24 protein-coding genes are annotated in these 21,542 nt (G+C 38.3%); 5 read left to right on the top strand and 19 right to left on the bottom strand.

From position 1 onward, the window contains the following. Positions 1 to 15: 15 nt before the first annotated feature. The 9 genes from PT287_RS05290 to ulaG form a co-directional block, all read right to left on the bottom strand. Complete coding sequence (locus PT287_RS05290; protein WP_277133226.1) at positions 16 to 1,419, bottom strand: glycoside hydrolase family 1 protein; 1,404 nt, start codon at positions 1,417 to 1,419, stop codon at positions 16 to 18. Continuing rightward, a complete protein-coding gene (locus tag PT287_RS05285; protein ID WP_277133224.1) occupies positions 1,406 to 3,304 on the bottom strand; it encodes a beta-glucoside-specific PTS transporter subunit IIABC in 1,899 nt (632 codons plus the stop codon). The genes PT287_RS05290 and PT287_RS05285 overlap by 14 nt, the downstream gene beginning before the upstream one ends. Before the next feature lie 80 nt (positions 3,305 to 3,384). Next, positions 3,385 to 4,080 carry an L-ribulose-5-phosphate 4-epimerase gene (locus PT287_RS05280; RefSeq protein WP_277133223.1) on the bottom strand — a complete coding sequence of 232 codons (696 nt, stop codon included), beginning with the start codon at positions 4,078 to 4,080 and terminating at the stop codon, positions 3,385 to 3,387. Between the two features lie 13 nt (positions 4,081 to 4,093). Beyond that, positions 4,094 to 4,975, bottom strand: a complete 882-nt coding sequence (locus tag PT287_RS05275) for an L-ribulose-5-phosphate 3-epimerase (RefSeq protein WP_277133221.1) — start codon at positions 4,973 to 4,975, stop codon at positions 4,094 to 4,096. Between the two features lie 73 nt (positions 4,976 to 5,048). Next, positions 5,049 to 5,687, bottom strand: coding sequence for a 3-keto-L-gulonate-6-phosphate decarboxylase UlaD (locus tag PT287_RS05270; RefSeq protein ID WP_277133220.1), 639 nt, complete (start codon positions 5,685 to 5,687; stop codon positions 5,049 to 5,051). An 11-nt stretch (positions 5,688 to 5,698) separates the two neighbouring features. Next, on the bottom strand, positions 5,699 to 6,004 hold the full coding sequence (locus PT287_RS05265) for a PTS sugar transporter subunit IIB (RefSeq protein WP_277133218.1): 306 nt from the start codon (positions 6,002 to 6,004) through the stop codon (positions 5,699 to 5,701). A gap of 30 nt (positions 6,005 to 6,034) precedes the next feature. Continuing rightward, positions 6,035 to 7,531, bottom strand: coding sequence for a PTS ascorbate transporter subunit IIC (locus PT287_RS05260; RefSeq protein ID WP_277133216.1), 1,497 nt, complete (start codon positions 7,529 to 7,531; stop codon positions 6,035 to 6,037). Positions 7,532 to 7,535: 4 nt separating this feature from the next. Next, the gene (locus PT287_RS05255) at positions 7,536 to 8,012 is read right to left on the bottom strand and encodes a PTS sugar transporter subunit IIA (protein ID WP_277133214.1); all 477 of its coding nucleotides are present in this window, start codon (positions 8,010 to 8,012) and stop codon (positions 7,536 to 7,538) included. A 36-nt stretch (positions 8,013 to 8,048) separates the two neighbouring features. Then, entirely contained in the window at positions 8,049 to 9,122 is a 1,074-nt protein-coding gene (ulaG, locus tag PT287_RS05250; protein ID WP_277133212.1) for an L-ascorbate 6-phosphate lactonase, read from the bottom strand. Positions 9,123 to 9,325: 203 nt separating this feature from the next. On the opposite strand from ulaG, the gene PT287_RS05245 reads away from it, so the two are divergent. After that, entirely contained in the window at positions 9,326 to 10,087 is a 762-nt protein-coding gene (locus PT287_RS05245; protein ID WP_277133210.1) for a DeoR/GlpR family DNA-binding transcription regulator, read from the top strand. A gap of 58 nt (positions 10,088 to 10,145) precedes the next feature. Here PT287_RS05245 and PT287_RS05240 read toward each other — a convergent pair whose 3' ends face one another. From PT287_RS05240 to trpX, 6 genes are all read right to left on the bottom strand, one after another. Continuing rightward, positions 10,146 to 11,117 carry an NAD(P)-dependent oxidoreductase gene (locus tag PT287_RS05240; protein WP_277133208.1) on the bottom strand — a complete coding sequence of 324 codons (972 nt, stop codon included), beginning with the start codon at positions 11,115 to 11,117 and terminating at the stop codon, positions 10,146 to 10,148. 20 nt (positions 11,118 to 11,137) lie between these two features. Continuing rightward, positions 11,138 to 12,103: an amidohydrolase family protein gene (locus PT287_RS05235; protein ID WP_277133207.1), complete on the bottom strand. Its 966-nt coding sequence runs from the start codon at positions 12,101 to 12,103 to the stop codon at positions 11,138 to 11,140. Positions 12,104 to 12,210: 107 nt separating this feature from the next. Beyond that, positions 12,211 to 12,552 carry a hypothetical protein gene (locus tag PT287_RS05230; protein ID WP_277133205.1) on the bottom strand — a complete coding sequence of 114 codons (342 nt, stop codon included), beginning with the start codon at positions 12,550 to 12,552 and terminating at the stop codon, positions 12,211 to 12,213. Positions 12,553 to 12,611: 59 nt separating this feature from the next. Further along, positions 12,612 to 13,388 carry an ATP-binding cassette domain-containing protein gene (locus tag PT287_RS05225; protein WP_277133203.1) on the bottom strand — a complete coding sequence of 259 codons (777 nt, stop codon included), beginning with the start codon at positions 13,386 to 13,388 and terminating at the stop codon, positions 12,612 to 12,614. Then, positions 13,378 to 14,280 (bottom strand): ABC transporter permease, encoded by a 903-nt coding sequence (locus PT287_RS05220; protein ID WP_277133201.1) that lies wholly within the window; start codon positions 14,278 to 14,280, stop codon positions 13,378 to 13,380. Before PT287_RS05220 ends, PT287_RS05225 begins: the two co-directional genes overlap by 11 nt. Then, positions 14,277 to 15,287 (bottom strand): tryptophan ABC transporter substrate-binding protein, encoded by a 1,011-nt coding sequence (gene trpX / locus PT287_RS05215; protein ID WP_277133199.1) that lies wholly within the window; start codon positions 15,285 to 15,287, stop codon positions 14,277 to 14,279. The genes PT287_RS05220 and trpX overlap by 4 nt, the downstream gene beginning before the upstream one ends. Positions 15,288 to 15,717: 430 nt before the next feature. On the opposite strand from trpX, the gene PT287_RS05210 reads away from it, so the two are divergent. Then, the gene (locus PT287_RS05210) at positions 15,718 to 16,161 is read left to right on the top strand and encodes a LytTR family DNA-binding domain-containing protein (RefSeq protein WP_277133197.1); all 444 of its coding nucleotides are present in this window, start codon (positions 15,718 to 15,720) and stop codon (positions 16,159 to 16,161) included. Next, entirely contained in the window at positions 16,158 to 16,619 is a 462-nt protein-coding gene (locus PT287_RS05205) for a DUF3021 domain-containing protein (protein ID WP_277133195.1), read from the top strand. Before PT287_RS05210 ends, PT287_RS05205 begins: the two co-directional genes overlap by 4 nt. 523 nt (positions 16,620 to 17,142) lie before the next feature. Here the strand turns inward: PT287_RS05205 and PT287_RS05200 are convergent. Together PT287_RS05200 and PT287_RS05195 are read right to left on the bottom strand one after the other, a co-directional pair. Further along, positions 17,143 to 17,454: a hypothetical protein gene (locus PT287_RS05200; protein ID WP_277133193.1), complete on the bottom strand. Its 312-nt coding sequence runs from the start codon at positions 17,452 to 17,454 to the stop codon at positions 17,143 to 17,145. After that, the gene (locus PT287_RS05195) at positions 17,451 to 17,654 is read right to left on the bottom strand and encodes a helix-turn-helix transcriptional regulator (protein WP_277133191.1); all 204 of its coding nucleotides are present in this window, start codon (positions 17,652 to 17,654) and stop codon (positions 17,451 to 17,453) included. Before PT287_RS05195 ends, PT287_RS05200 begins: the two co-directional genes overlap by 4 nt. A 163-nt stretch (positions 17,655 to 17,817) precedes the next feature. Between PT287_RS05195 and PT287_RS05190 the strand changes: the two genes are divergently transcribed. Continuing rightward, positions 17,818 to 18,825 (top strand): choloylglycine hydrolase family protein, encoded by a 1,008-nt coding sequence (locus PT287_RS05190; RefSeq protein ID WP_277133190.1) that lies wholly within the window; start codon positions 17,818 to 17,820, stop codon positions 18,823 to 18,825. A gap of 173 nt (positions 18,826 to 18,998) precedes the next feature. After that, complete coding sequence (locus tag PT287_RS05185) at positions 18,999 to 19,874, top strand: DUF4097 family beta strand repeat-containing protein (RefSeq protein ID WP_277133188.1); 876 nt, start codon at positions 18,999 to 19,001, stop codon at positions 19,872 to 19,874. Positions 19,875 to 19,934: 60 nt separating this feature from the next. Here the strand turns inward: PT287_RS05185 and efp are convergent, their stop codons facing one another. Together efp and coaA are read right to left on the bottom strand one after the other, a co-directional pair. Then, the gene (gene efp, locus PT287_RS05180; RefSeq protein ID WP_277133186.1) at positions 19,935 to 20,507 is read right to left on the bottom strand and encodes an elongation factor P; all 573 of its coding nucleotides are present in this window, start codon (positions 20,505 to 20,507) and stop codon (positions 19,935 to 19,937) included. Between the two features lie 120 nt (positions 20,508 to 20,627). Then, positions 20,628 to 21,542 (bottom strand): type I pantothenate kinase, encoded by a 915-nt coding sequence (coaA, locus tag PT287_RS05175; protein WP_277133184.1) that lies wholly within the window; start codon positions 21,540 to 21,542, stop codon positions 20,628 to 20,630.

Genomic DNA, 21,542 nt, shown 5'->3' with positions numbered 1-21,542 from the left:
ATGTGGAATTTTTATTTACTCTTCTAAGCCGTTATTCTTAATTACATTTTGATACCAATAAAAACTATCTTTAGGTATTCTGCGCATGTCCTTTAAGCCAAAATCGGTGCGATTGACATAGATAAAACCGTAGCGCTTTTTAAAGCCTTGGTGTGAACTCAAAATGTCCATTACTGACCACGGACAATAGCCAAACAGCTCAACACCATCCTGAATTGCGTCGTAGCATGCCGCAATATGGGCTTGTAAATAATCAATCCGATATTGATCGTGAACTTTGCCATCAGCAGTCAATTCGTCAGCTGTTCCCAAGCCATTTTCGGTAATAATCATTGGCAGGCGGTACTTTTGATAATATTCATTCAAAACGAGCCGCAAGCCAAGTGGATCAATTTGGGCGCCATATTCAGTTGCCTTCAAATGCTCATTCTTTTTGATTTTAAAATAGCCATAAAGGTCAAAGTCAATATCGCTCACGCGCTGACCAACTGGATGCTCTTGATCGGCCGGTAAATATTCCGCCGCTAAAGTACGGTAATAGTTAACCGCAATAAAGTCAGGCCGCGCACTTGCCAAAACCTTGTCGTCGCCAGCTGCGGTTTGCGGATAAATGCCCTGCTCTTGCAAAAAATGACGATAGTAACCCGGATATTGACCAAAGCAATACATTTCTAAGGCATAATTAGTCTTAAAATTATCGTTCATTTTCGCTGCCCAGACATCAAGCGGCCGATCGCTAACCGGATAAGTCATTGTCGACGAAATTGCCGGGCCAATCTTACCGCCAGAAACCATTGCGTGACAATCATTCATTGCGTATGCACAAGCTAGGAACATGTGATAATCCATCTGCGCGCGGACCTTTTCGGTCTCAGCTTGCGGGACATTATCCATATTCATCCGTTCATTAACCCGCACCATCAAGTTTTGCTCATTAATTACCTGCCAGTTTTTAACCCGGTCGCCAAAAGCCTTAAAACAAATCTGAGCATAACGCCGAAAGGCACTAACGCAATCGCGACTAGCCCAGCCATTGTACTTTTGAGCTAACGCCAGTGGCAAGTCAAAATGATATAGGGTCACAAAGGGAATAATCTGATTAGCCACACACTCATCGATCACACGATTATAAAAATCAATTCCAGCTTGGTTGACCTGTCCATCGCCATCGGGAATAATTCTAGTCCACGCAATTGAGAAACGGTAAACCTGCATCCCCATCTGCTTCATTAGCTTAATATCTTCTTGATAATGATGATAAAAGTCACTGGCTACCTTGGTATCGGCTTGCTCATCCGAGTGCTTAAACGAATTATAGTCGGCAACGGACTCACCCTTGCCGTCTTCATCCCAAGCACCCTCAATTTGAAATGCGGAAGACGATGCTCCCCACCAAAAATCATCCTTAAACTTCTTCATTTGTTACCTTACCCTTAAATTCCATTAAGACATTGCCTTGCGCAACTTCATTTTCATCTGTCATTGTAATTAATGCATCAGGAGCCGCATTAGTAATAATTACTGGCGTTGTTAAATCATAACCAGCCTGTTTGATTTTAGCACAATCAAAGCTAACAATCGGATCGCCCTTTCTTAAATGCGCGCCAACTTCTGTATGACTAGTAAAGTATTTGCCTTTTAGTTCGACAGTATCTTGACCTATATGAATTAATAATTGAATCCCATTATCCAGCAGCAAGCCAATTGCGTGCATTGTTGGGTACAAAACTTGCACTTCACAATCAGCAGGAGCCACAACTTCACCTTCTGTTGGCACAACGGCAACACCCTTGCCCATTGCTCCTGACGAAAAGACTTCATCTTTAACTTGTGCTAAAGCAATTACTTTTCCTGCCAGTGGTGATGCGATTTCTTCATCTTCAGCTGCTGCAACTGGAATCGTAGCTAATTCTTCACTATTTTGACTCGACAATTTTTCTGGTAAATCCTTAAAGCCCAAGACAACCGTTAAGATACAAGCACCAAAGAAGGCAATCGCACATCCTAACAGATAACAAACAAAGCCTTTCAGACCGCTGCTAGCATAAACCGGAATGGTCAAAATTCCTTGATTAGCAAAGGCATTACCAAAGGAACCGCCCCAGCCCATTAAGGCGCCACCTAGAGCACCACTGATAACTGCATAAACCATCGGTCGTTTTAGCCGTAAGTTAGCACCATAGATTGCTGGCTCAGTAATACCAAACAGCGCCGTCACCGTTGCCGAAGCAGAAACAGTCTTTAGATTCTTATTTTTTGTTTTCAAGAAAACACCTAGGGCAGCACCAGCTTGAGAAAAGTTGGCAGCACCAGCAAAGGCCAGTAAGTTCTGGTGGCCTGTTTTAGCAACGTCATTAATCCCAATCGGAATAATGGCACGATGTGCACCAAAGACAACCAAGACACACCAAATACCCCCAATAAATGCCCCTAATAAAATCGGGCTGAAATGCATAATATAGTAGTAAAGCCAGTTGATGAAATTACCAAGATAAATACCAATTGGGCCAAACAGCATTAAGGTTGCAGGCACCATAATCAGCAAACAAAGTGTTGGCACCATGATAATCTTTAAGACTTCCGGCATAATCCGATCAATAAAGCGTTCCAAATAAGCTAAGATAAAGACGGCAATAATAATCGGAATAACCGACGAAGTATAGCTTGCCTTAGTAATTTGTAAGCCAAACAAGGTAACTGGCGCCTTACCCGTCATCAAATTAACAATTGACGGATAACAAAGCGTAGCCGCAATTACCATCGCAATATATTCATTAGTTTTAAACACCTTAGCCGATGAACGAGCTAAAATAATCGGCATAAAGTAGAACAGAGCATCTGATGCCGCACTTAAAATAATGTAAGTATTGAACTTAGTAATATCAGTATGATAAACATTGGTAGCAACAATTACTGCAATTGCCAAGAAACCTTTAATCATCCCCGATGCAGCAATTGCTGGTACAGTTGGGGTAAAAATCGCGGCAATTACATTGAGAATTTTAGTTCCTATCCCAACCTTCTCTTTTGGCGCATCATCAACTGAAGCTGAAGTCGCCTCACCAATCATTGGCTCAATTGCATCATACGTTTTACCGACGTTATTACCGAGCACAACCTGAAACTGACCGTTGGCATTCAATACTTGAATGACACCTTCTAAGTGACTAATTTCGTCGCTATTTGCCTTACTACTATCTTTTAAAACAAAGCGTAATCTGGTAAAGCAACGCTCCAAACTAGCCACATTTTCTTTGCCGCCAACATTAGTCAAAATGTTTTGGGCCAAAGCTTGGAAATCCATCTTAATATTACCTTTCTAAAAAACAATTATATTAAATCTAAACAACGCATTTTAAAATAACCTAACTTTAACTTCTTTTGTTATTTTTGTCCATAGTAAGCATTGGGCCCATGCTTACGATAATAATGCTTATCAAGTAAGTATTGCGGCAATTCGGAACTTTGATGCGTTAATTCTAAGGTATGAAAATCTTCTTCTGCAACGACTTCTAAAACTTTGGCATTGTATACTGCTTTTTCAGGAGTTTCTCCCCATGCAAACGGTCCGTGCTGACTCACTAAAGCTGCCGGAGTTGCTTCATAATCTAAATGTCGCTCCTTAAAAGTCCTAACAATTGTCTTACCAGTATTGCCTTCATAATCTTCTTCAATCTCTTCCTTAGTTAACGCATCAGCTGCTGGAACATCAGTATAAAATGTATCGGCATGTGTAGTGTTTAACGCCGGAATATCCATTTTAGCTGCCGCAAAAGACACCGCCCAAGGTGAATGTGTATGAACAATACCACCAATGTTAGGAAAATGATTATATAAATATGTATGGGTTGGCGTATCTGAAGATGGATTTTTATCTCCTTCGACTACCTCACCCCTTAAATTAACAACTACCAAGTCTTCTGGCTTAAGTTCCTCATATGGTACACCTGACGGCTTGATAACATATAAACCCGCGTCACGATCAATGCCAGATACGTTTCCCCAAGTAAAAGTTACCAAATTTAGTTTGGGTAGCGACATATTTGCCTTATAAACTTCTTCTTTTAACTTTTCAAGCATAATAACCTCCCCATTACTCAACTACTTCTTGCTTAATTCCAACTTTAGCAAAAATTTTATCAAAGAAAGTCTTCGCAGACTTAACTTCTTCTAGTGCATTCTCATCGCCATTATCGCCTGACCACATTTCAATCGTAAAACTACCATTATAGTTAAGACGAACTAATTCTCGCAATAAGCCCACAAAATCAACACAACCCGTACCAAAAGGTACATTCTTAAATTGCCCCTTAAAATCGGACGTTACTTTTTTACTATCTTTTAGATGAATTGCACAGATCGTATCAATATAGTTTTCGATTTCGGCGGGCACATCATTTTCAGGCCATGCGCTTAAGTTGCCCAAATCTGGATAAGCTTGCAGCCACGGACTTTGAGTTAGTTGATGATATTGCGCAATCTTAGACAAATTATTAATAAACGGATCATCCATTGTTTCGATCGACAGCATAATATTTTTCTTGGCTGCCATATGGACACATTTAATCAAATTTTCCACATAATATTCACGAGATAAATCGGTCTTTTTTTCATAATAGACATCATAGCCAGCCATCTGAATATTATGTATGCCTAAGTCAACACATAAATCAACTGCCTTTGACATCATCTCTAATGATTTTTTACGGACAGCAGGATCAGCAGAACCTAACGGAAAGCGGCGATGTCCTGACAGCATTAAGTTATTAATCCTTGTATTAGTTGACCACATTAGGTCACGAAATTTTTTGCGTTCATCATGTGTCCAATCCAAGCGCGCCAATCGCTTGTCACTTTCATCAATTGAAAACTCCAAGAAATTAAAGCCTAATTGATGAACTAAGTTAAAGGTTTCTTCCCAAGATAAATTCTGCGGTAAGGCTTTTTCATAAATACCTAACGAATTTACTGTCATGTTGTTTTTCCTCTCTAATTTAAAATAAAAGGAAAACCATGAATTTAAACTCAATAGTTTTCCTAATCATTAATTAACCCCAAATTTTATTAATTTCGTCCTTGAACTGTTGTGCAACAGCACGGGGATCGTCGGCTTCTCTAATAGCCCGACCAGCAATAAAGGTATAAACAGGTACACCCTTAAATAACTGCAGAATTTCCGGATGAACACCACCAGTAACAGATACTTTGAAGCCCATCTTGATCAAATTCTTAACGTTTTCAACATCTTTTTCAGACCATTTTTGACCAGCAAACTTAGCATCACGGCTTTGGTGATAAACAACTTGGTGAATCCCATTGTCAAGCCATTGTTGCATTCTATCTTTATCATCCCAGCCTTCATAAAGCTCAACCTGAACTTCAATTTCTTTTTGAGCATTGCTCATTGTTGGCACAGTAGCCGCATTAATACAAGTCATCCAATCAGCACCGGCATCTTTGCAAGACTTACCACATTTTGTTCCGGCATCAGCACATTTCACATCTGCCAAAACAATTTTATCTGGTGCCATTGCACGTAAATTTCTTACAGCACTTAAACCATCGCGATAGACCAAAATAGTCCCAGCTTCAACAACATCAATTAAATCTTCAACTTTGCGTAAAACACTAATTGCTTGGGCAGTATTATCACTATCTAAAGCAACTTGTAATTTAGGTATCGTCATTATTATCTCCTTTAATTTTTCTTGAATTTTGTTGGAATATCAGATTCATTAATCTTATCTTCAACTTCTTTAGCTGAGATAACATTCTTAATACCAATTACTTCACCACCACGTTTTTTTACTTCGTCAAACATTTTAATAAATGGAATTGAAGTAAAAACAACGTCATAATTACGGGCAATTCCTTTAGCTTCTGAAATTGAAGTATGGTCAGCTTGCGTAATCTGATAACCCATTTTTTCCATTGTCTTTTTAACAGTTCTCATCAACATTAAGCTGGTTCCTGAACCGTTAGCACATGCAGTCAAAATTTTCATAATTCTCGTTCCTTTAACCTAAAACAAATATTATTTTTCTTTATGATTTAACTTTTCCCAAGCTGAGTAATCTTCAGTAATTAAGAAGTAGCCTTCTGGGTCTGCGCGGTACTGTAATTGTGGAATTGCCAGCAAGGCAATAATGATAATCGCAACACCAAAGTAACCTAAGTACTTCATAATCACAGTGAAGAATGGCCAAACAGTAGCCCAGTCGAACATACCAAGGTAGCCACCATAACGAGCCATACCAACCCAAGTAGCAATTAAGGCTGAACCAGCAACCTGAATTAAGCCAGAAATAAACGGCATTATCATGGCACACTTGTAACCACCACGATCGTTAGAGTACAAACCAATTGCAGCATTATCAAAGAACAGTGGGATAAAGCCTGCAATTACCAAAGTAGGTGAATGGAAGATCAGTAACAAAAAGATCATTGTAAATTGACCTAATGCACCAAACATAAACCCAATCGTTTGTGCATTTTGTGAGCCAAAGCCTAAGGTTGCAGCAACATCAATACCAGGTACTGCACCAGGCAGCCATCTATCAGAAATACCCGTGAAGGATTCTGTTAATTCATTAACGAAAGTTCTAACACCTAACTGTAAAATCGCAAGATAAACTGAGAATTGTAAGGCTGTTTGCAAAATGTAAAAGACGAAGCTTTGACCCTTTTGCATAAAATGAGCCTTAGTTAAGTAATCTGGACCTAATACGATTAAAATTGCACCAATGAATACCAGCATTAACAACGAAGTTGAAACCATGTTGTCATTAAAAATTGACATAAAACTAGGCAATTCAATATCTTCAAGTCGCTTATTTTTATTTTCCTTGCCCTTTTTCATAGAATGCTTTTCAAGCAGTTCAGAAATTTTAGCAAAGAAATAAATTCCAAACATTTGTTGGTGAGCAACCGCAAAACCAGCACCATCAGTTAACTCTTGCGTAATCCCAACAGTTAAGTTGGAACCAACGGCCCAATAAAGTCCCAAGATCAAACTCATAATTGCCAAAATTGACAATCTATTTAAAGTTGGAAAACAAAACAGAATTAGCCAGAAAGCAGTAGCAGCCTGCTGAACTTGAACATTACCAGTTGTAAAAACTGCTCTTAATTTAGTGTATTTAGAAAAGCGCACCAACAAAATGTTGATAATATATGCAAACAAGAGTAACAACATGGTATCTGCAAAAGAACGACCAAATCGTTGCATAATCCCCGCATTAACGGCATTTTGTCCAAAATATGGGTCAATAATCATCGCACTTAAATGAAAACGATCTTTTAATCCAACCAAAATTGGTCGGAAAGTATTAACTAGTCCACCTGATCCAGCTGACAAAATAAAGTACCCGACTGTAGCCTTTAAAAAGCCAGACAAGACTTCGTACCACTTTTTACGTTCCAAAATATAACCGATCAAAACAATAAAACCGATCATAAATGCAGGTTGTCCTAAAACATTAGTGGCAAAGTAGCTCCAAATGGCTAGTAAAACATTTAAAACATTTTGCATTTGCTTACCTACTCTCTTCTGTGCTTAATTCGTACTTGTCCATTACCTGATGATAATCTTCTAAGCTTTTAACTTTTCGTAAGTCTTCAATCAAGCCATCTTCCATTAGCATATTGGACAAGTTAGCAATATTCTCCATATGCTGCTTGTTATCCTTGGCAGCTAACATAAAGAACAACTGAGCATCCTTTTCAGAATCATCTTTGTCGAAGGAAACTGCTTCTGGAAAAATTGTTAGACCAATACCAGTACCCAAAACACCTGAACTATCCGCTTGTGAGTGAGGCATAGCAACCCCAGGTACAATCACAATATACGGACCATACTTTTTAACATCAGCAATTACTTGATCAACATACTTATCAGTAACAAGATTATTTGACTTCATAATTTCACCAGAAACTCTGATTGCATCTTCCCAATTTTGCGGATGCTCTGTACTGATATTAATCAAATGATTTTCTAAAAAATAACGTAGCATAATTCCCTCCTGTCATATAATTATCTAAAAAAATAATTATAATAATTCTGGGAATGGTAAGTCTGGATCATTCTTAAAAGCATCATGGAAGCCACGATCATACATGTATTCAAAATTATCTTTATCTTGTGGATAATTGAATTCGCCGCCAACTTGCCAAATATATGGTTTAAATTTGTATTGTAAGCGGTACTTTTTTCTGCTCCATAAAGCTAAAATATCTTTAGGATCACTATAAATATTTGACCAAATATCATAGTGCATTGGAATAATTACTTTAGTATTCAAAGCTTCACCCATTCGTAAAACTTGTGAATCATCCAATTTATCAGTAATACCACGAGGATTTTCACCATAAGCACATAATGTAACATCAATTTTATTTTCATTACCATGCTTAACATAAGTGTTAGAATAATGAGAATCACCTGAGTGATATAAATTACCACCTGAAGTTTCAAGAAGATAATTTACGGCCAACTTTGCCATTTCCTTTGGCTTCGTCCCAGCCAATTTAACATTAGGATCGTCTTCAGTTACTAATTCTGTTCTATCAAAAGCTTCTAGAGCCTTGATCGTTACAGCGCCTACCTTGACTTCGTCACCTGGCTTTACAACGATGATTTTTTCTTCAGGAACACCCCACGACTTCCATTCATCGGCAACTCCTTGAGGCCCAATAAACTTAGCATTTGGACAGAACTTATTTACACAAGCTGCAGTATAAATATCTAAGTGATCGTGGTGAGTATGAGTAACGCACAATGCATCCAAGTCTCTAATTGCAAATGGATCAATTACGTATGGCTTGTTACGCATGTTTGGCTGTAAGGCTTCCCCACCGGTCATCCGCATCATTTGGTGACCTTTACGCATTTTACCGTCACCGTGTGTGTGCTTACCTGTGCCATTCCACATATCAATAGCGATATTGGTACCTTCATGCGTCTTGAGCCACATTCCCATACATCCTAGCCACCAAATTGAGAATGACTTTTCGGGTACTTGTTTATCTGCAATCTGTTCATTTAGATATGTACCCCATTCAGGGAAATTGTTTTCCGCAAAAACTGCAGGTGTAACTTCATTAATATTTGTAGGTTTTGACATTTTTTCCTCCTAAAAAGTATCTTTATTTGTTTTCATAACAGATTATATTGTTTTGTGTTATCGCTTTCAATCATATTTTATGATAACTTGGTGTTTTTATGATACTTTTAAATAAAATGTAGCTAAATGTTAGTTTTTATCATATTTTTATGATACTTTTTTGATAGAAAATGTTGGGCATTATTATTAACTAGGGAACTAAAATGAAAAATTCATACCAAGAAATAAAAAATAGAAGAAAAAAAATCATCGACTTGCTAAATCATCAAAAAAACATTTCGTTAGATGACCTTAGTAAAAAATTAGGCGTATCAATAATGACAGTTCGCCGTGATTGCAGTAATTTAGCCAATCAGGGACAAATCGAACAAGAAAAAGGAATTATTTCCTTAGTCAAACCTGAAGAAATTCCGTTTACAGACTCTGTAAGTTACATCAAGCAGCGAATTGGTAAGGAGGCTTCATCCCACGTTGAAAAGCACAATTGGGTCTTTGTTAATTCAAGTACAACAGCCTTTGAGGCTATCCCATATTTGTTAAGAAAAGACGTTAATATCTTAACTAATAATGGTTATGCGGGAAATTTGGATATGCGTGCCAGCAATAGCAAAATTATTTTAAGTGGTGGCAATATCAGTCGTAAAATGATTATGAGCGGGGATTTAGCAATTGAGCCATTTTTAAAAATTTATGCCGATTGGGCAATTATTGGTTGTGCTGGACTTAGTTTAAATCGTGGCGTTTCTACACCATTTATTGAAGAAGCCAAAGTTAATGAGGCAATTATTAAACATGCTCGAAAACTAATTGTGGTTGCTGATTATAGTAAATTCAAGCAGTTCTCTAACTTCACAATTTGCCAAGCAACCGACATCGACTTACTAATCACCGATTCTTTTACACCCAAGAAGATTATTAATGATTTTATTAAGGCAGGGATACAAGTCATTCAGGTTCAACTTTAACCAAATAAAACAGGCTGGAAAGCAATTACTTTCCAGCCTGTTTTGTCTTATTTCTTCCTTATAAATATTGTGCAACCTGATTAACCATATTTTTAGCCTGGCCATCTCGCAATAGGGCGATGATATTTACCGAAGCCTCTCTAGCAATCGCCGTCCGTGCTTCCAGTGTTCCAGTGCCGGCATGCGGCGATAGCACTACGTTATCTAATGCTCGCAAAGCCTCTGGGACTTCAGGTTCAGTTTCAAACACATCAAGTCCCGCACCAGCAATCGTTTTATTTTCTAAAGCAGTAATTAAATCCGCTTGGTTGATTAACTTGCCCCGCGCAGTATTAATAATATAAGCTGTCCGCTTCATTTGGTTAAAAACATCAATATCAAAAACTCCGGCAGTTTGCGGCGTTGACGGAGCATGCAAGGTAATGACATCTGCATCCCTAATCAACGTTGAAAAATCCGCATATTTAACATTAAGCTCCTGTTCCTTAGTGGGACTTAAACGGTGGCGTTTATTATAAATGACATTCATCCCCAATACTTGGGCAAATTGACCGACAGTACTGCCAATTCGTCCCATGCCGTAAATGCCCAAGGTCTTACCTTCTAGGCTCATCCCCATATTCTGCAGCTGACCGGCATCAAGCCAGTTACCCGAGCGTAAATTCTGATCATACACATGCAGTCGACGCACAGTTGCCAGCAATAATGCAATGGTCATTTCCGCTGTTGGCATCCGTACTGCCTGCGGGGTATTAGCAACCACAATCCCCTTAGCTTGTGCGTAATTAATATCGATATGGTCAAAGCCCACACCACTTGTAGCAATAATTTTCAGATTAGTGCCAGTATCAATTAACTCGCGATCGCCCTTTAGCCCCATTAAGAGCAAGCCATCATATTCGGGCAACATTTGTAATACTTCTCTACGTGAAAACGGCTTGTCTAGTGGATAAGTAACATCAAACTCTGCCTGCAGCTTTTTAATTCCTGATTCGGGAGCTTTCCCTGTTACCAATACTTTTCGTTTCATTAAAAATTCCTTTCTAGTGACTAACCTTCATTAGCTAACTTAACAGCTGCAATTGCCGCTTTTTTAAAATAAATTCGATTAGCATTGTTGTACATCACATCTGCCAGTTCACCTGGAGTAAAAATCGTAGTCCGCTCTAACCAAGTTGCTAAACTATGGTAAGAATTAAAGGTAGCCGACCACGGTGCGTCACTACCCCAAATAATCCGCTTAGCACCCAGGACTTGTTTAGCAAGCGTGACATCTTTTTGACAACGCGCAAATGGTTCAGCAGTTTCACCTTCAATATCCTGAATTGCTGCAATATCAGTATAAATATTGTGGTAAGGCTGCCACTGCTCAAGTGCATTTTGCAGTCGATCTAAATGATCAGCATTTGGAAAAGACAAATGGCAAACCACAAAGTCTAATTGAGGGTACATTTTAGCTAAGTTGACAATTGCTTCCGGCTGATAGCTGGTTTGTGAATAATCACCATAATCCACAGTGACCACAAAGCCGGGATAATCGCTAAGATAATGAAAAATGCGGCCAATGCGCGGATCGGTATCCAGCCGAAACGGCGTGGTCACATGATACCCGGTCATGCCACCACCCTGACTAATTTCAAACTTCATCGCCCTAAAGCCCAGTTTCTCAACATGCCGCTTAACAATTTGCATATAAAATTCACTAAACGGGTCTACCGAAAAGGCACCAATAAAGTGGTCAGGATATTTTTTAACCGCCTGATAAGAATAATAATTTTGAAAGCCATATAGACTCCCCTGCAATAAAACGGCTTTTGCAACTTCGTTAGCTGCTAAGACTTTTAACGCCGATTCAGCAGTAAAGGTATCATCACCCCACCCATCTGGAAGCAGCTTAATCACGGTTTGATCATTATCCCAAATTGCCCGGCCATTACCTAGAGCTGTTAGGCTGCCTTTGCCATTAAAGCCGGCAAGTGAGCGCACTAAATGCAAGTGTCCATCAATCTTCTTCATTATTAAACCTCCGTTGTTAGTCCTTAGTTTACTACTAATAAACTAAGATTTTTAAAATTAACGTTTTTCAAGAAAAAAGCCACGCCTAAACACTAGACGTGGTTTTATTAATCAAAGCAATCGACAATTTCTTGAACTTCTTTTTCTTTTTGTTCAGCAGTAATTTGGTGATCGTTAATTACCATAATTGCCTGCTGGATTAATGAAAAAATCTGCTCATTATCCTCGCTGTCATTAATCAAATAACTAATTTTAAAATATGATTCCAGCTTCTTGGTATCGTCTTCTTCCAACGCATCCTTAATAAAAGCCTTAAAAATCAACCGCAAATTGCGTGACCGCTTATTACGTTCCTGCTTTTTTTCATAATATGGCAAAAACAACGCAACACAGACAGCCGCAATCTCCGCTAATGCTGTAACCCACTCTGATATTGAACCTAATTCCATGATTTCACCTCTGTATTATTATACAAATATATCAAGTAAAAATCACATTTTCTTCAATATTATTCATCAACAACAAAAGTTGCCATTAATGCTTCCAAAGTTAGTTTTGACTTTTGTTCTTGGTTAAGATCAGCGACAATTTGGCCAGCTCGCAACACTAACAGACGATTCCCGTATTTAAGGGCATCTTCCATACTGTGAGTAATCATTAAGCAGGTTAACTTTTGCTCGGTCACAATTTGGCTGGTCTGTGCCATTAACTCACGGCTAGTTTTCGGATCCAGCGCCGCCGTATGCTCATCTAGCAAAAGAATATCTGGACGTTTGATGGTTGCCATTAGGAAACTTAATGTCTGTCTTTGCCCACCTGATAAGTGTTCTGTTGGTGTATCCAGCTTTTCAGCCAGTGAATTACCCATCTGTGCTGCTATCTTTTGTAGTTGCGCTTTATGTGCTCCTAGTTTGCGCAGGTGCAATCCGCGGCGCTCGCCCCGCTTTTTAGCAAGCATAATATTTTCAGCAACAGTCATTCTTGGCGCGGTTCCCATCTTGGGATCCTGGAAAACGCGACTGATAAAACTGGTCCTTTTTTCAACTGACTGGTGGGTAATTTCCTGACCCTGATGCAATATCTTGCCTGTCGTCGGCGTAATCAACCCGCTAATCGTATTAAATAAAGTTGATTTACCAGCTCCATTGGCACCCACAATTGTAATAAAGTCGCCTTGATTAATTGTCAGTGACAGCTCGCGCAAAATTTTTGTAGCCGCCGGAGTGTGTTGATTAACAACTGTTGTCACCTTGTCTAAAGTCAGAACTGCCTGTTTATTTTCCATATTGGCTCACCCCTTTACGTAAAATTCCGTCCAGTTTTAACGCGTGCCGCAATGTCGGCAACATTAAACAAATTGCTAAGATAATTGCGGAAATCAGATTCAGGTCATTAGTTGAAAAGCCTAGTTGCAAAACAATTAATAAAACAAACCGGTAAATAATACTACCTAAGATAACCGCGATTAACCGCTGATTAAGTGTCAAATAGCCGAAGACAACTTCACCAATAATAATTGAGGCCAAGGCAATTACGATAATCCCAATTCCCATGTTGGCGTCCGCATAACCATTACTTTGCGCAATTAAGGCACCAGCTAGACCAACTAGCCCGTTCGACAAGGACAACCCGAGAATTGTCATGTTATCGGTGTTAATACCCATAGACCGCGCCATCATTTGGTTATCACCAGTTACAATGAATGCCTGACCCAGATCAGTTTCTAAAAACAGGGCAATTAAAATGGTGATTAAGATAATCGTGCCGCCACCAATTAGGACACTATCAAAATACCGCGGCAGCGATTGGAAGATTTTAGCTGAGAAGAAGGTCTTTTGTCCTAACAAAGAGACATTTGAACCACCCATAATCCGCAAATTAACTGACAAGCAACCGGTCATTACCAAGATTCCTGCTAATAAAATTGGAATTTTGCCTTTAGTATAAAGCAAACCGGTGATTAAGCCGCCTGCAGCACCGCCTAAGAAGCCTAAGAAAGTAGCTACAAGTGGCGAAACGCCCTTAGTAATCGCCGTTACCGTAATCGCTGCACCCAACGGGAATGTTCCTTCAACCGTCATATCGGCAAAGTTCAGAATCCGAAATGTTAAAAACAAGGCAATACCTAAGAGAGCCCATAATAGTCCTTGCCCAATGCTTGAAGTTATTAAATTCATTTGATCACCTTCCCATGTTGACTAGCAGCACGCATAATCGCTGCTGGAATTTTAATATGTAATTTACGCATTTCTTTTTCATTAATCATATAATAGCCGCTCTTAACCGTCGCAACCGGATACGTTGCTGGATTTTTACCACGCAAGACTTTCGCTGCCATTACACCAGCAACTCTGCCCATTTCTTTTTGACTGATAACATACGAGGCCACCCCACCATCCGGCACCATTGTTTCCGCACACGGAAAGACCGGAATATTGACGTTGTTAGCAACGTTTACCAGTGTCTTCATTGCCGAAGCCACGCCATTATCTTGTGGGGCATAAACCATATCGACTTGGCTTACCATCTGACTAGCTACTTGCTGGAGATCATTGGTGTTAGAAATTGTATATAGTTTTGGAATGAGACCTGCTTGTTTCACAACACGAGCAAAAGCATGAGCATTAGTTTGACCGCCATGATCTGATGACGTGTAGATGATGCCGATTTTCTTTGCATGTGGCATAACCGCGTGCATTAATTCAAATTGTTTGGTAACAGGGTTGAGACCCGAGGTACCTGTAATGTTGCCACCAGGATGGGCCTCACTCTTGACTAAGCCACTAGTTGCTGGGGTAGAAATACCGGCCAAAATAATTGGTGTAGTTTTTGGCGCACTATTTGCCAGTGCCTGTGCCGCTGGTGTGGCAATCCCTACCAGCAGCGAATCCTTATTGGCTAACTGCTGGGACATTGTCTTCAAATTACTTTGGTCACCCTGAGCGTTTAGAAAATCAATTTTCAAGTTTTTGCCAGTAGTTAATCCTTCTTCCTTCAGACCGGCAACAACACCTTGACGAATCTGATCAAGTGCTGGGTGGGTCATCATCTGTAAAATACCAACATGCACAACTTCAGTTTTAGGTGCAGCTTGATTAGTTTGACTAGCTGCCTTGGGAGCTACAACTAAGTCAACCCCAAGAAACAGTAAGATAGCACTTATAAATGCGAGCATTCTCTTCATTTTTCTCTCCTTATTTTTTGTTAAGCTGGGGCATTTTGATAACAAAAAAAGGCAAACCAGCATTTGCTCTGGTCTGCCCTAAGGACACAAAGCCTGCTGCACGTTTTACCATGCAGACAAACTTCGTCAAGTTAAAAAGTAGTCAGCACGGATACAAACTGTTTGCCAGATCGTACCCGTTCTAGACGATTACGATCAATCCTGCTGGCCTTGCCAACTCTTATTCATGTTTAATGAAGTCGATTGAATCATAATTATTTCCTTTCTTTCGTAAATTATTCTTAGTTTATCTTATTTTTCGTTAATGTCAAGAAAATTTTCTAAGTCATTTAACCATTTAACCTTCCAAAACAACCATTTATCTCCAAGTGATAGCAATTTTAGTCGAAAGCGAATATATTTAAAATATTAACAGTAAGGAAGTAATGCCATGCTTGTAAAATTTAACCTAAATCCTAAATTTCAACCAACTTGGATTGCGATCAATACAACTGAGAAAACCGCAAAATCGGAGAGAATGGCTAATGCGATTACCCACCTTGTCAACGATTGGCAAATTCAAGGATCTGCTGCGGGCAAAATCAAAATGATTTCACTTTATGAAATTACCCGCTTTTACACTCAAAATAAGCACGTTGTCTGTGAAGTTGGCCAGCAGGTTTATCGGATTAAATCCAGAATATATGAACTTAATGAAAAATTGCCACCCGACACTTTTATCCAAATTTCTAGCTCCGAAATTGTCAGCCTCGCAAGCATTGATAGTTTAGCCTTAACTAAAACTGGAAGCTACCAAGTTAATCTGACTAATGGCGAAACCACCTTTACTTCCAGAAGGTACATGCAAAAATTAAGAAAGGAATTTTTAAAATGAAGTTATTTAAAAAGATTTTACGTTATGGTTGTTCAGGAATACTACCAGGAATTGCCATCGGCTTCCTTGTGGCTCTCTCATTTAATCTCGCATACCAAACTACCGATTTCATCCCGTCAAGTACGACTTTTATCGACCATTTTCATTCCGTTACTCTTGCCACGTTAATTTCCGCAATTCTCTGGGCACTGATGGGCTTTCTAGGTGGCGCAGCGTCTCTGGTCTTCATGCAGGAAAAGTGGAACATTACTAAGCAAACAATCATTCATTTCATCGTAATGTTTTGCTTATTCACACCTTTAGCCATTTTAGCAGGCTGGTTCCCATTAAACTTCCTGTGGCTGAGCTTTTATACTATTACTTTTATCATTGTTTATGCGATTATCTGGTATACATCAATGCTCAAAGCTAAAAAACAAATCGCTAGGTTGAACGAAGTAATTAAAGAGAATAAGTAGTCAAGCTCTAGTTAAAGTATTGAGCTTTAAACTATTGCATGTTAAAATGACTACGAATAAAAAGAGTCGTGCAAACACGACTCTTAATATAAACATGTAGCTTCCGCTATAAGAGCGGTAACTACTTAAGATGTTATTTTTTCAAAATAAATCCGTCAGTTTTCCAAGCCTAGACGGATTATTTTTTTGCAAGAAATTTTTTCCAAGCTGTAATTAAACTATTGATTGCAATAATTAAATTAGTTAATGAATTAACAAATTGAGTTAACTCATCAAGCAAATTGATTAATACTCTAAAAATTAAAGCAACAATAGAATAAATAACAATAAAGATATTCATAGAATACCCGACTACTCCTTTCCTTTAAGAGATTGGAATATGAATCCATTAATACCATAGGCATCATCTTCTTTCAGAAAGCAAGTAGTCACCGCCCTTAGGACTTTACTACATGTTCTATATGATTATATCTTAATGATAATTATTAAGACAAGAAAAAATTAATTAATTAGTAATTTTTATTTATAATTGATGGTCGTACATTAGCAGTAAAACTAATTTCAATACGTAAATTACGAAGGGCAATGCAGCGCAATAGCCTACTAGTATTCTTCTAAGCTGTTGACCATCAAGCGGAATATTTAAAATAACAAAGACCATTGCAATGGAAACTGCCAATACCAAATTTAAAGTCAAACTATTAGCCTTAGCCACAATCAACTGCCAGCGTTCATCATTTTTACGTTTTTTAGTAATACATGTAAAGTACACCAAAAAGCTAACACCAATTAAAGAAAAAACTCCCCATAAAATATCTTTAAGCATAACATTCATTTTTGTTCCTCCTGATAAAAAACATCAGTAATTGATAAATCAAAAGCACCCGCTAATTTAAATGCTAATTCTAATGAGGGCATGTATTTATAGCGTTCAATCGAAATCACCGCTTGCCGTGAAATACCAACTTTATCTGCCAGTTCTGCTTGGGTCCAATTCTTTTGTGCTCGTAACATTTTAAGATTATTTTTAATCAAAGTAATCTCTCCTTTACAAAATGTAACCAGTTGATTACATTAATAATATAATCATTCAACAATAAATGTCAATAAGCTATTATTTTACAACCACTGCTTGAATTGTCCCCCTAAAGCTTATATAATCTTGGAAATACATCAATTAATTTACGGAGGAAAATCAATGATCGGTTGCAGCAGTTTTACATTAGAAACGAAAGACAAAAAGCACTTTTTGTCACGAACAATGGACTTTATGATGGAAATGGCCGAACAAGTAGTTTACACGCCAATTAACAAAACCTTTGCCGTAGCGTACAGTGCCAAGCAAGAAGTTACCAGTAAGCGTGCCTTTATTGGTCTAGGTGTAATTCAAGATTTTGACAATGCACCAGTGACTTTTGATGGTGTTAACGATCAAGGGGTGATGGGGGCCACTCTGTACTTCCCTGGTTATGCCAGCTACCATGAACAAGCAATAGCCAATACCTGGGCAGTATCACCTGATAAGGTAGTTTCAGTAATTTTATCGCAGGCCAGCAGCTTAGCTGACATTGAACAATTATTCAAAACGCAGATCACAATTGTCAATGATGCTAGCCCTAGTTTAAAGGCAGTGTCACCCCTGCATTTCATCTTCTCGGACACAACTGGTGCAAGCCTGATTATTGAACCCGAAGAAGATGGTGTTCATATCATCAGGGATTCAATTGGAGTTATGACCAACAGCCCTGATTATCATTGGCACGAGACTAATTTACGTAATTACCTGTCTGTAACACCTCATCAACATGACGACGTTAACTTTTTAGGTAAAACTCTGAAGCCATTCAGTCAAGGTTCTGGGACTTTTGGCTTGCCCGGTGACTATACTCCAGTTTCTCGTTTTGTCAGAACTGCCTTTATGAAAAATAATGTGGAGCAGCCAGCCGATGAACTCGCTGCCGTGAGTCTTGCCCACCATATGCTAGAACCTGTTAGCATCCCACGCGGCATCGTAGTTACTCCTAATAAGACTTTTGACTATACTTGCTACAGTGCCTACATTTGTGCTGAATCCAGAAGTTATTATTATTCAACTTACAACAACCAACGGATTCGCTGCGTGCGCTTAACACCAGAATTGCTCAAGGAAACTGACTATAAGGAATTCAAGGTCAATCCTAAAGAAGATATTGAATATCAAAATTAATAGCAAAAAGCTGCAGTTATTGAAACTACAGTTTTTTTGTTGTCAATTAATCATATTAAAATTCAATTTATCATTAATATAATTTTGGTTATTTTCATCGGTGTAATAGTGATATAATATACTATATAAATCTATACGTATTATCAAAAACTACAAATGGAGATTTTAAACACATGAAAAAGCCAAAAATTACTTTTGTATTATTACTAGCCTGCTTTATGCTAACCGAAACTGGTTGTTCTATTAATAATTATCAAAGCACCAGTACTAAAGAAGCTAAACAAACAAGTTTATTAAACACAAAGCGCTCACAGCATATACCAAGTTTCAACAATATTAATATGGATATTACCAATGCCAAAGTAACAGTTGAGGAAGGTAAAAATTTTGCCGTAACTTATTACAGTAGAAAAAATGATAAACCAACTGTTACTGTTAACAGGAACTGCCTATGGATTACTCAAAAACCTCAACAAAGAAAATCCTATTATTTAAGAGCTATACTAAAAATTACTATTCCAGCTAAGACAAAGCTAGAGCAGTTCAAATTCAAAGGCACTTGTACATCTTTAAACCTAAACAAATTATATATCAAGCAATCAAATATAGTCTCTAATGATAATAACAATGATGGTCATGGAGATAATACGTTAATTAAAAATTCAACAATTTTACAAGGAAAATTATATGACAATGTAGGTGACTTAACTGTTAAAAACAGTAATTTACATTCTTTGATAATTAACAATTCAATTGATGACGTTGATTTTAAAAATGTACTTCTAGATAACAGTGAACTTACTTGCGCTTGTGGAGATATTTCAATAGTGAATGCTAAAATTACACACGGCTATAAAGTAATTGCAGAAACAGGCGACATTTCAATTAAAAACGCTAAAGCATCAGGTTTTTATTCCAAATCAGGTGATGAAAATCAGTTGTTTGACCAAGAAAATGATAGTGATGACGGTAGTGTACTGAAAAAAGGTTCTCAGAAGGGTAATGTTTTAAAAGTTTACAGTAATTATGGCACTAATGAAATAAGCTAAACTATTATGAAAATATAAAAAGAACGTTGGTTTTTACACTAACGTTCTTTTTTAATTATTTTACTTGCTGCCTTCGGCTCTTGACTTATAGATCCCACCATCAGTGTTAATTACTAAGTCCTCGCCTTCGGTGATAAAGTCAGGCACTTGAACAACCAAGCCTGTTTCCATTGTGGCTGGTTTACCCGAGCCAGTAACAGTTGCCCCTTTAATTCCCGGCTCAGTTTGCGTAACCTTCATCACAACTGTTGATGGTAATTCCACTCCTAGCAGCTTACTGCCGTTAGCGAACTCTAGCTGAACTTCAATATTAGGAATTAAGTACAGCTTGTCATCACCCAATTGGTCGCTGGAAACTTCGTATTGCTCGTAAGTTTCGGTATCCATAAAGGTATAAATATCACCTTCATTATACAAATATTGGGCATTTTTCTTCGTAATATCAACTAGGTCAACCTTTTCCGTTGGCCGCATTGTCTTGTGGACCACTGCACCACTTTCGACATTACGTAAGTCCATTTGCATAACTGTATTGCCCTTGCCGGGCTTGTGGTGGTTAGCCTTCAATACGCGAATCAGTTTGCCATCTTGACTAAAAACCATACCTTTTTTCAAATTAATTGCTTGTACCATGTTTATACTCCCTTAAATTTCTAAAATATTTAATGCCTAAATTCAAAGTTATTCACGCTGGAGGCAAAGCGAATTTTTCAATTAATTGTAAATAAATCTTCATATTCTTAGTATAGCAAATTAAAAGTGTCTGAGGTAGATTTGATCGATTAAATGTCCAGTAGTTTTATGCAAAATCAAGCTTGCTCGCTGCTTAGTTGGGGCGATATATTCACGTAAATTGACCAAATTTACCATCTGCCAAGTTTCTTGAGCTAATTGCAAGGCAGATTCACGAGGACCGTTAGCCATTTCATAATAAAAGTTATTGGGGTTATTTTTATTTAGCTCCAGCACCCTGACAAAGCGCTGCATGAACCACTTTTCAATTAGTTCTTCTGCAGCATCGATATAAATTGAAAAATCAAAAAAATCACTGGTTACAATCTGGCCGTTAGTTGGCAATTGCAACGTGTTAATCCCCTCAATAATCAAAATATCCGGCTTTTTAACATGGCCATATTGGCCCGGCACAATGTCACTTAATTCCTGTGAGTAGAGCGGATAAACAATATCATCTTTGCCAGCCATGACATCCTGCAAAAAGTTAGTTAACAGGCTCATGTTATAGCTCTCTGGGAAGCCTTTGCGGTCAAAAAGATTCCGCCTTTTTAGTTCCTGATTAGAATATATAAAACCGTCGGTCGTCATCAAGTGCACCCGCAACTCGGGATAAGTTCGACTTAAGAGTACCTGCAATAACCGTGCCGTCGTTGATTTACCAACGGCTACTGATCCCGAAATCCCAATAATAAATGGGGCTGCTGTTACTTTTTGGTGTAAAAATTCACACTGCCGATCCTGCAGTGCTCGCTTTTCTTGATAAACTAAATACAAATATTTCGTTAAACTGCCGTAGATTTCACGCACATCTGTTAAATTAACAACGTCGCCCAACGATTTGATTTTTGCCAGCTCATCCTGGCTAATTTTGACTTGATTACCCGCGGAAAACGATGCCCACTGATCCCGATTAAACTGCAAATAATTTTTCAT

It is taken from the genome of Lactobacillus sp. ESL0679 (assembly GCF_029433515.1).
Classification (GTDB): domain Bacteria; phylum Bacillota; class Bacilli; order Lactobacillales; family Lactobacillaceae; genus Lactobacillus.
The sequence above is the reverse complement of the archived record's forward strand: the minus strand, read 5'-3'. Positions and strand labels throughout refer to the sequence as shown.

Bases quoted from the DNA above. Each gene is read 5' to 3' on its own strand.
- coaA (WP_277133184.1), bottom strand. From the start codon at position 21,542: ATGAAAAATTATTTGCAGTTTAATCGGGATCAGTGGGCATCGTTTTCC.
- PT287_RS05210 (WP_277133197.1), top strand. From the start codon at position 15,718: ATGCTTGTAAAATTTAACCTAAATCCTAAATTTCAACCAACTTGGATT.
- PT287_RS05265 (WP_277133218.1), bottom strand. From the start codon at position 6,004: ATGAAAATTTTGACTGCATGTGCTAACGGTTCAGGAACCAGCTTAATG.
- PT287_RS05185 (WP_277133188.1), top strand. From the start codon at position 18,999: ATGAAAAAGCCAAAAATTACTTTTGTATTATTACTAGCCTGCTTTATG.
- PT287_RS05205 (WP_277133195.1), top strand. From the start codon at position 16,158: ATGAAGTTATTTAAAAAGATTTTACGTTATGGTTGTTCAGGAATACTA.
- PT287_RS05255 (WP_277133214.1), bottom strand. From the start codon at position 8,012: ATGCTACGTTATTTTTTAGAAAATCATTTGATTAATATCAGTACAGAG.
- PT287_RS05225 (WP_277133203.1), bottom strand. From the start codon at position 13,388: ATGGAAAATAAACAGGCAGTTCTGACTTTAGACAAGGTGACAACAGTT.
- PT287_RS05260 (WP_277133216.1), bottom strand. From the start codon at position 7,531: ATGCAAAATGTTTTAAATGTTTTACTAGCCATTTGGAGCTACTTTGCC.
- PT287_RS05290 (WP_277133226.1), bottom strand. From the start codon at position 1,419: ATGAAGAAGTTTAAGGATGATTTTTGGTGGGGAGCATCGTCTTCCGCA.
- efp (WP_277133186.1), bottom strand. From the start codon at position 20,507: ATGGTACAAGCAATTAATTTGAAAAAAGGTATGGTTTTTAGTCAAGAT.
- ulaG (WP_277133212.1), bottom strand. From the start codon at position 9,122: ATGTCAAAACCTACAAATATTAATGAAGTTACACCTGCAGTTTTTGCG.
- PT287_RS05200 (WP_277133193.1), bottom strand. From the start codon at position 17,454: ATGAATGTTATGCTTAAAGATATTTTATGGGGAGTTTTTTCTTTAATT.
- PT287_RS05285 (WP_277133224.1), bottom strand. From the start codon at position 3,304: ATGGATTTCCAAGCTTTGGCCCAAAACATTTTGACTAATGTTGGCGGC.
- PT287_RS05270 (WP_277133220.1), bottom strand. From the start codon at position 5,687: ATGACGATACCTAAATTACAAGTTGCTTTAGATAGTGATAATACTGCC.
- PT287_RS05235 (WP_277133207.1), bottom strand. From the start codon at position 12,103: ATGAAGAAGATTGATGGACACTTGCATTTAGTGCGCTCACTTGCCGGC.
- PT287_RS05245 (WP_277133210.1), top strand. From the start codon at position 9,326: ATGAAAAATTCATACCAAGAAATAAAAAATAGAAGAAAAAAAATCATC.
- PT287_RS05230 (WP_277133205.1), bottom strand. From the start codon at position 12,552: ATGGAATTAGGTTCAATATCAGAGTGGGTTACAGCATTAGCGGAGATT.
- PT287_RS05240 (WP_277133208.1), bottom strand. From the start codon at position 11,117: ATGAAACGAAAAGTATTGGTAACAGGGAAAGCTCCCGAATCAGGAATT.
- PT287_RS05190 (WP_277133190.1), top strand. From the start codon at position 17,818: ATGATCGGTTGCAGCAGTTTTACATTAGAAACGAAAGACAAAAAGCAC.
- PT287_RS05280 (WP_277133223.1), bottom strand. From the start codon at position 4,080: ATGCTTGAAAAGTTAAAAGAAGAAGTTTATAAGGCAAATATGTCGCTA.
- PT287_RS05220 (WP_277133201.1), bottom strand. From the start codon at position 14,280: ATGAATTTAATAACTTCAAGCATTGGGCAAGGACTATTATGGGCTCTC.
- trpX (WP_277133199.1), bottom strand. From the start codon at position 15,287: ATGAAGAGAATGCTCGCATTTATAAGTGCTATCTTACTGTTTCTTGGG.
- PT287_RS05275 (WP_277133221.1), bottom strand. From the start codon at position 4,975: ATGACAGTAAATTCGTTAGGTATTTATGAAAAAGCCTTACCGCAGAAT.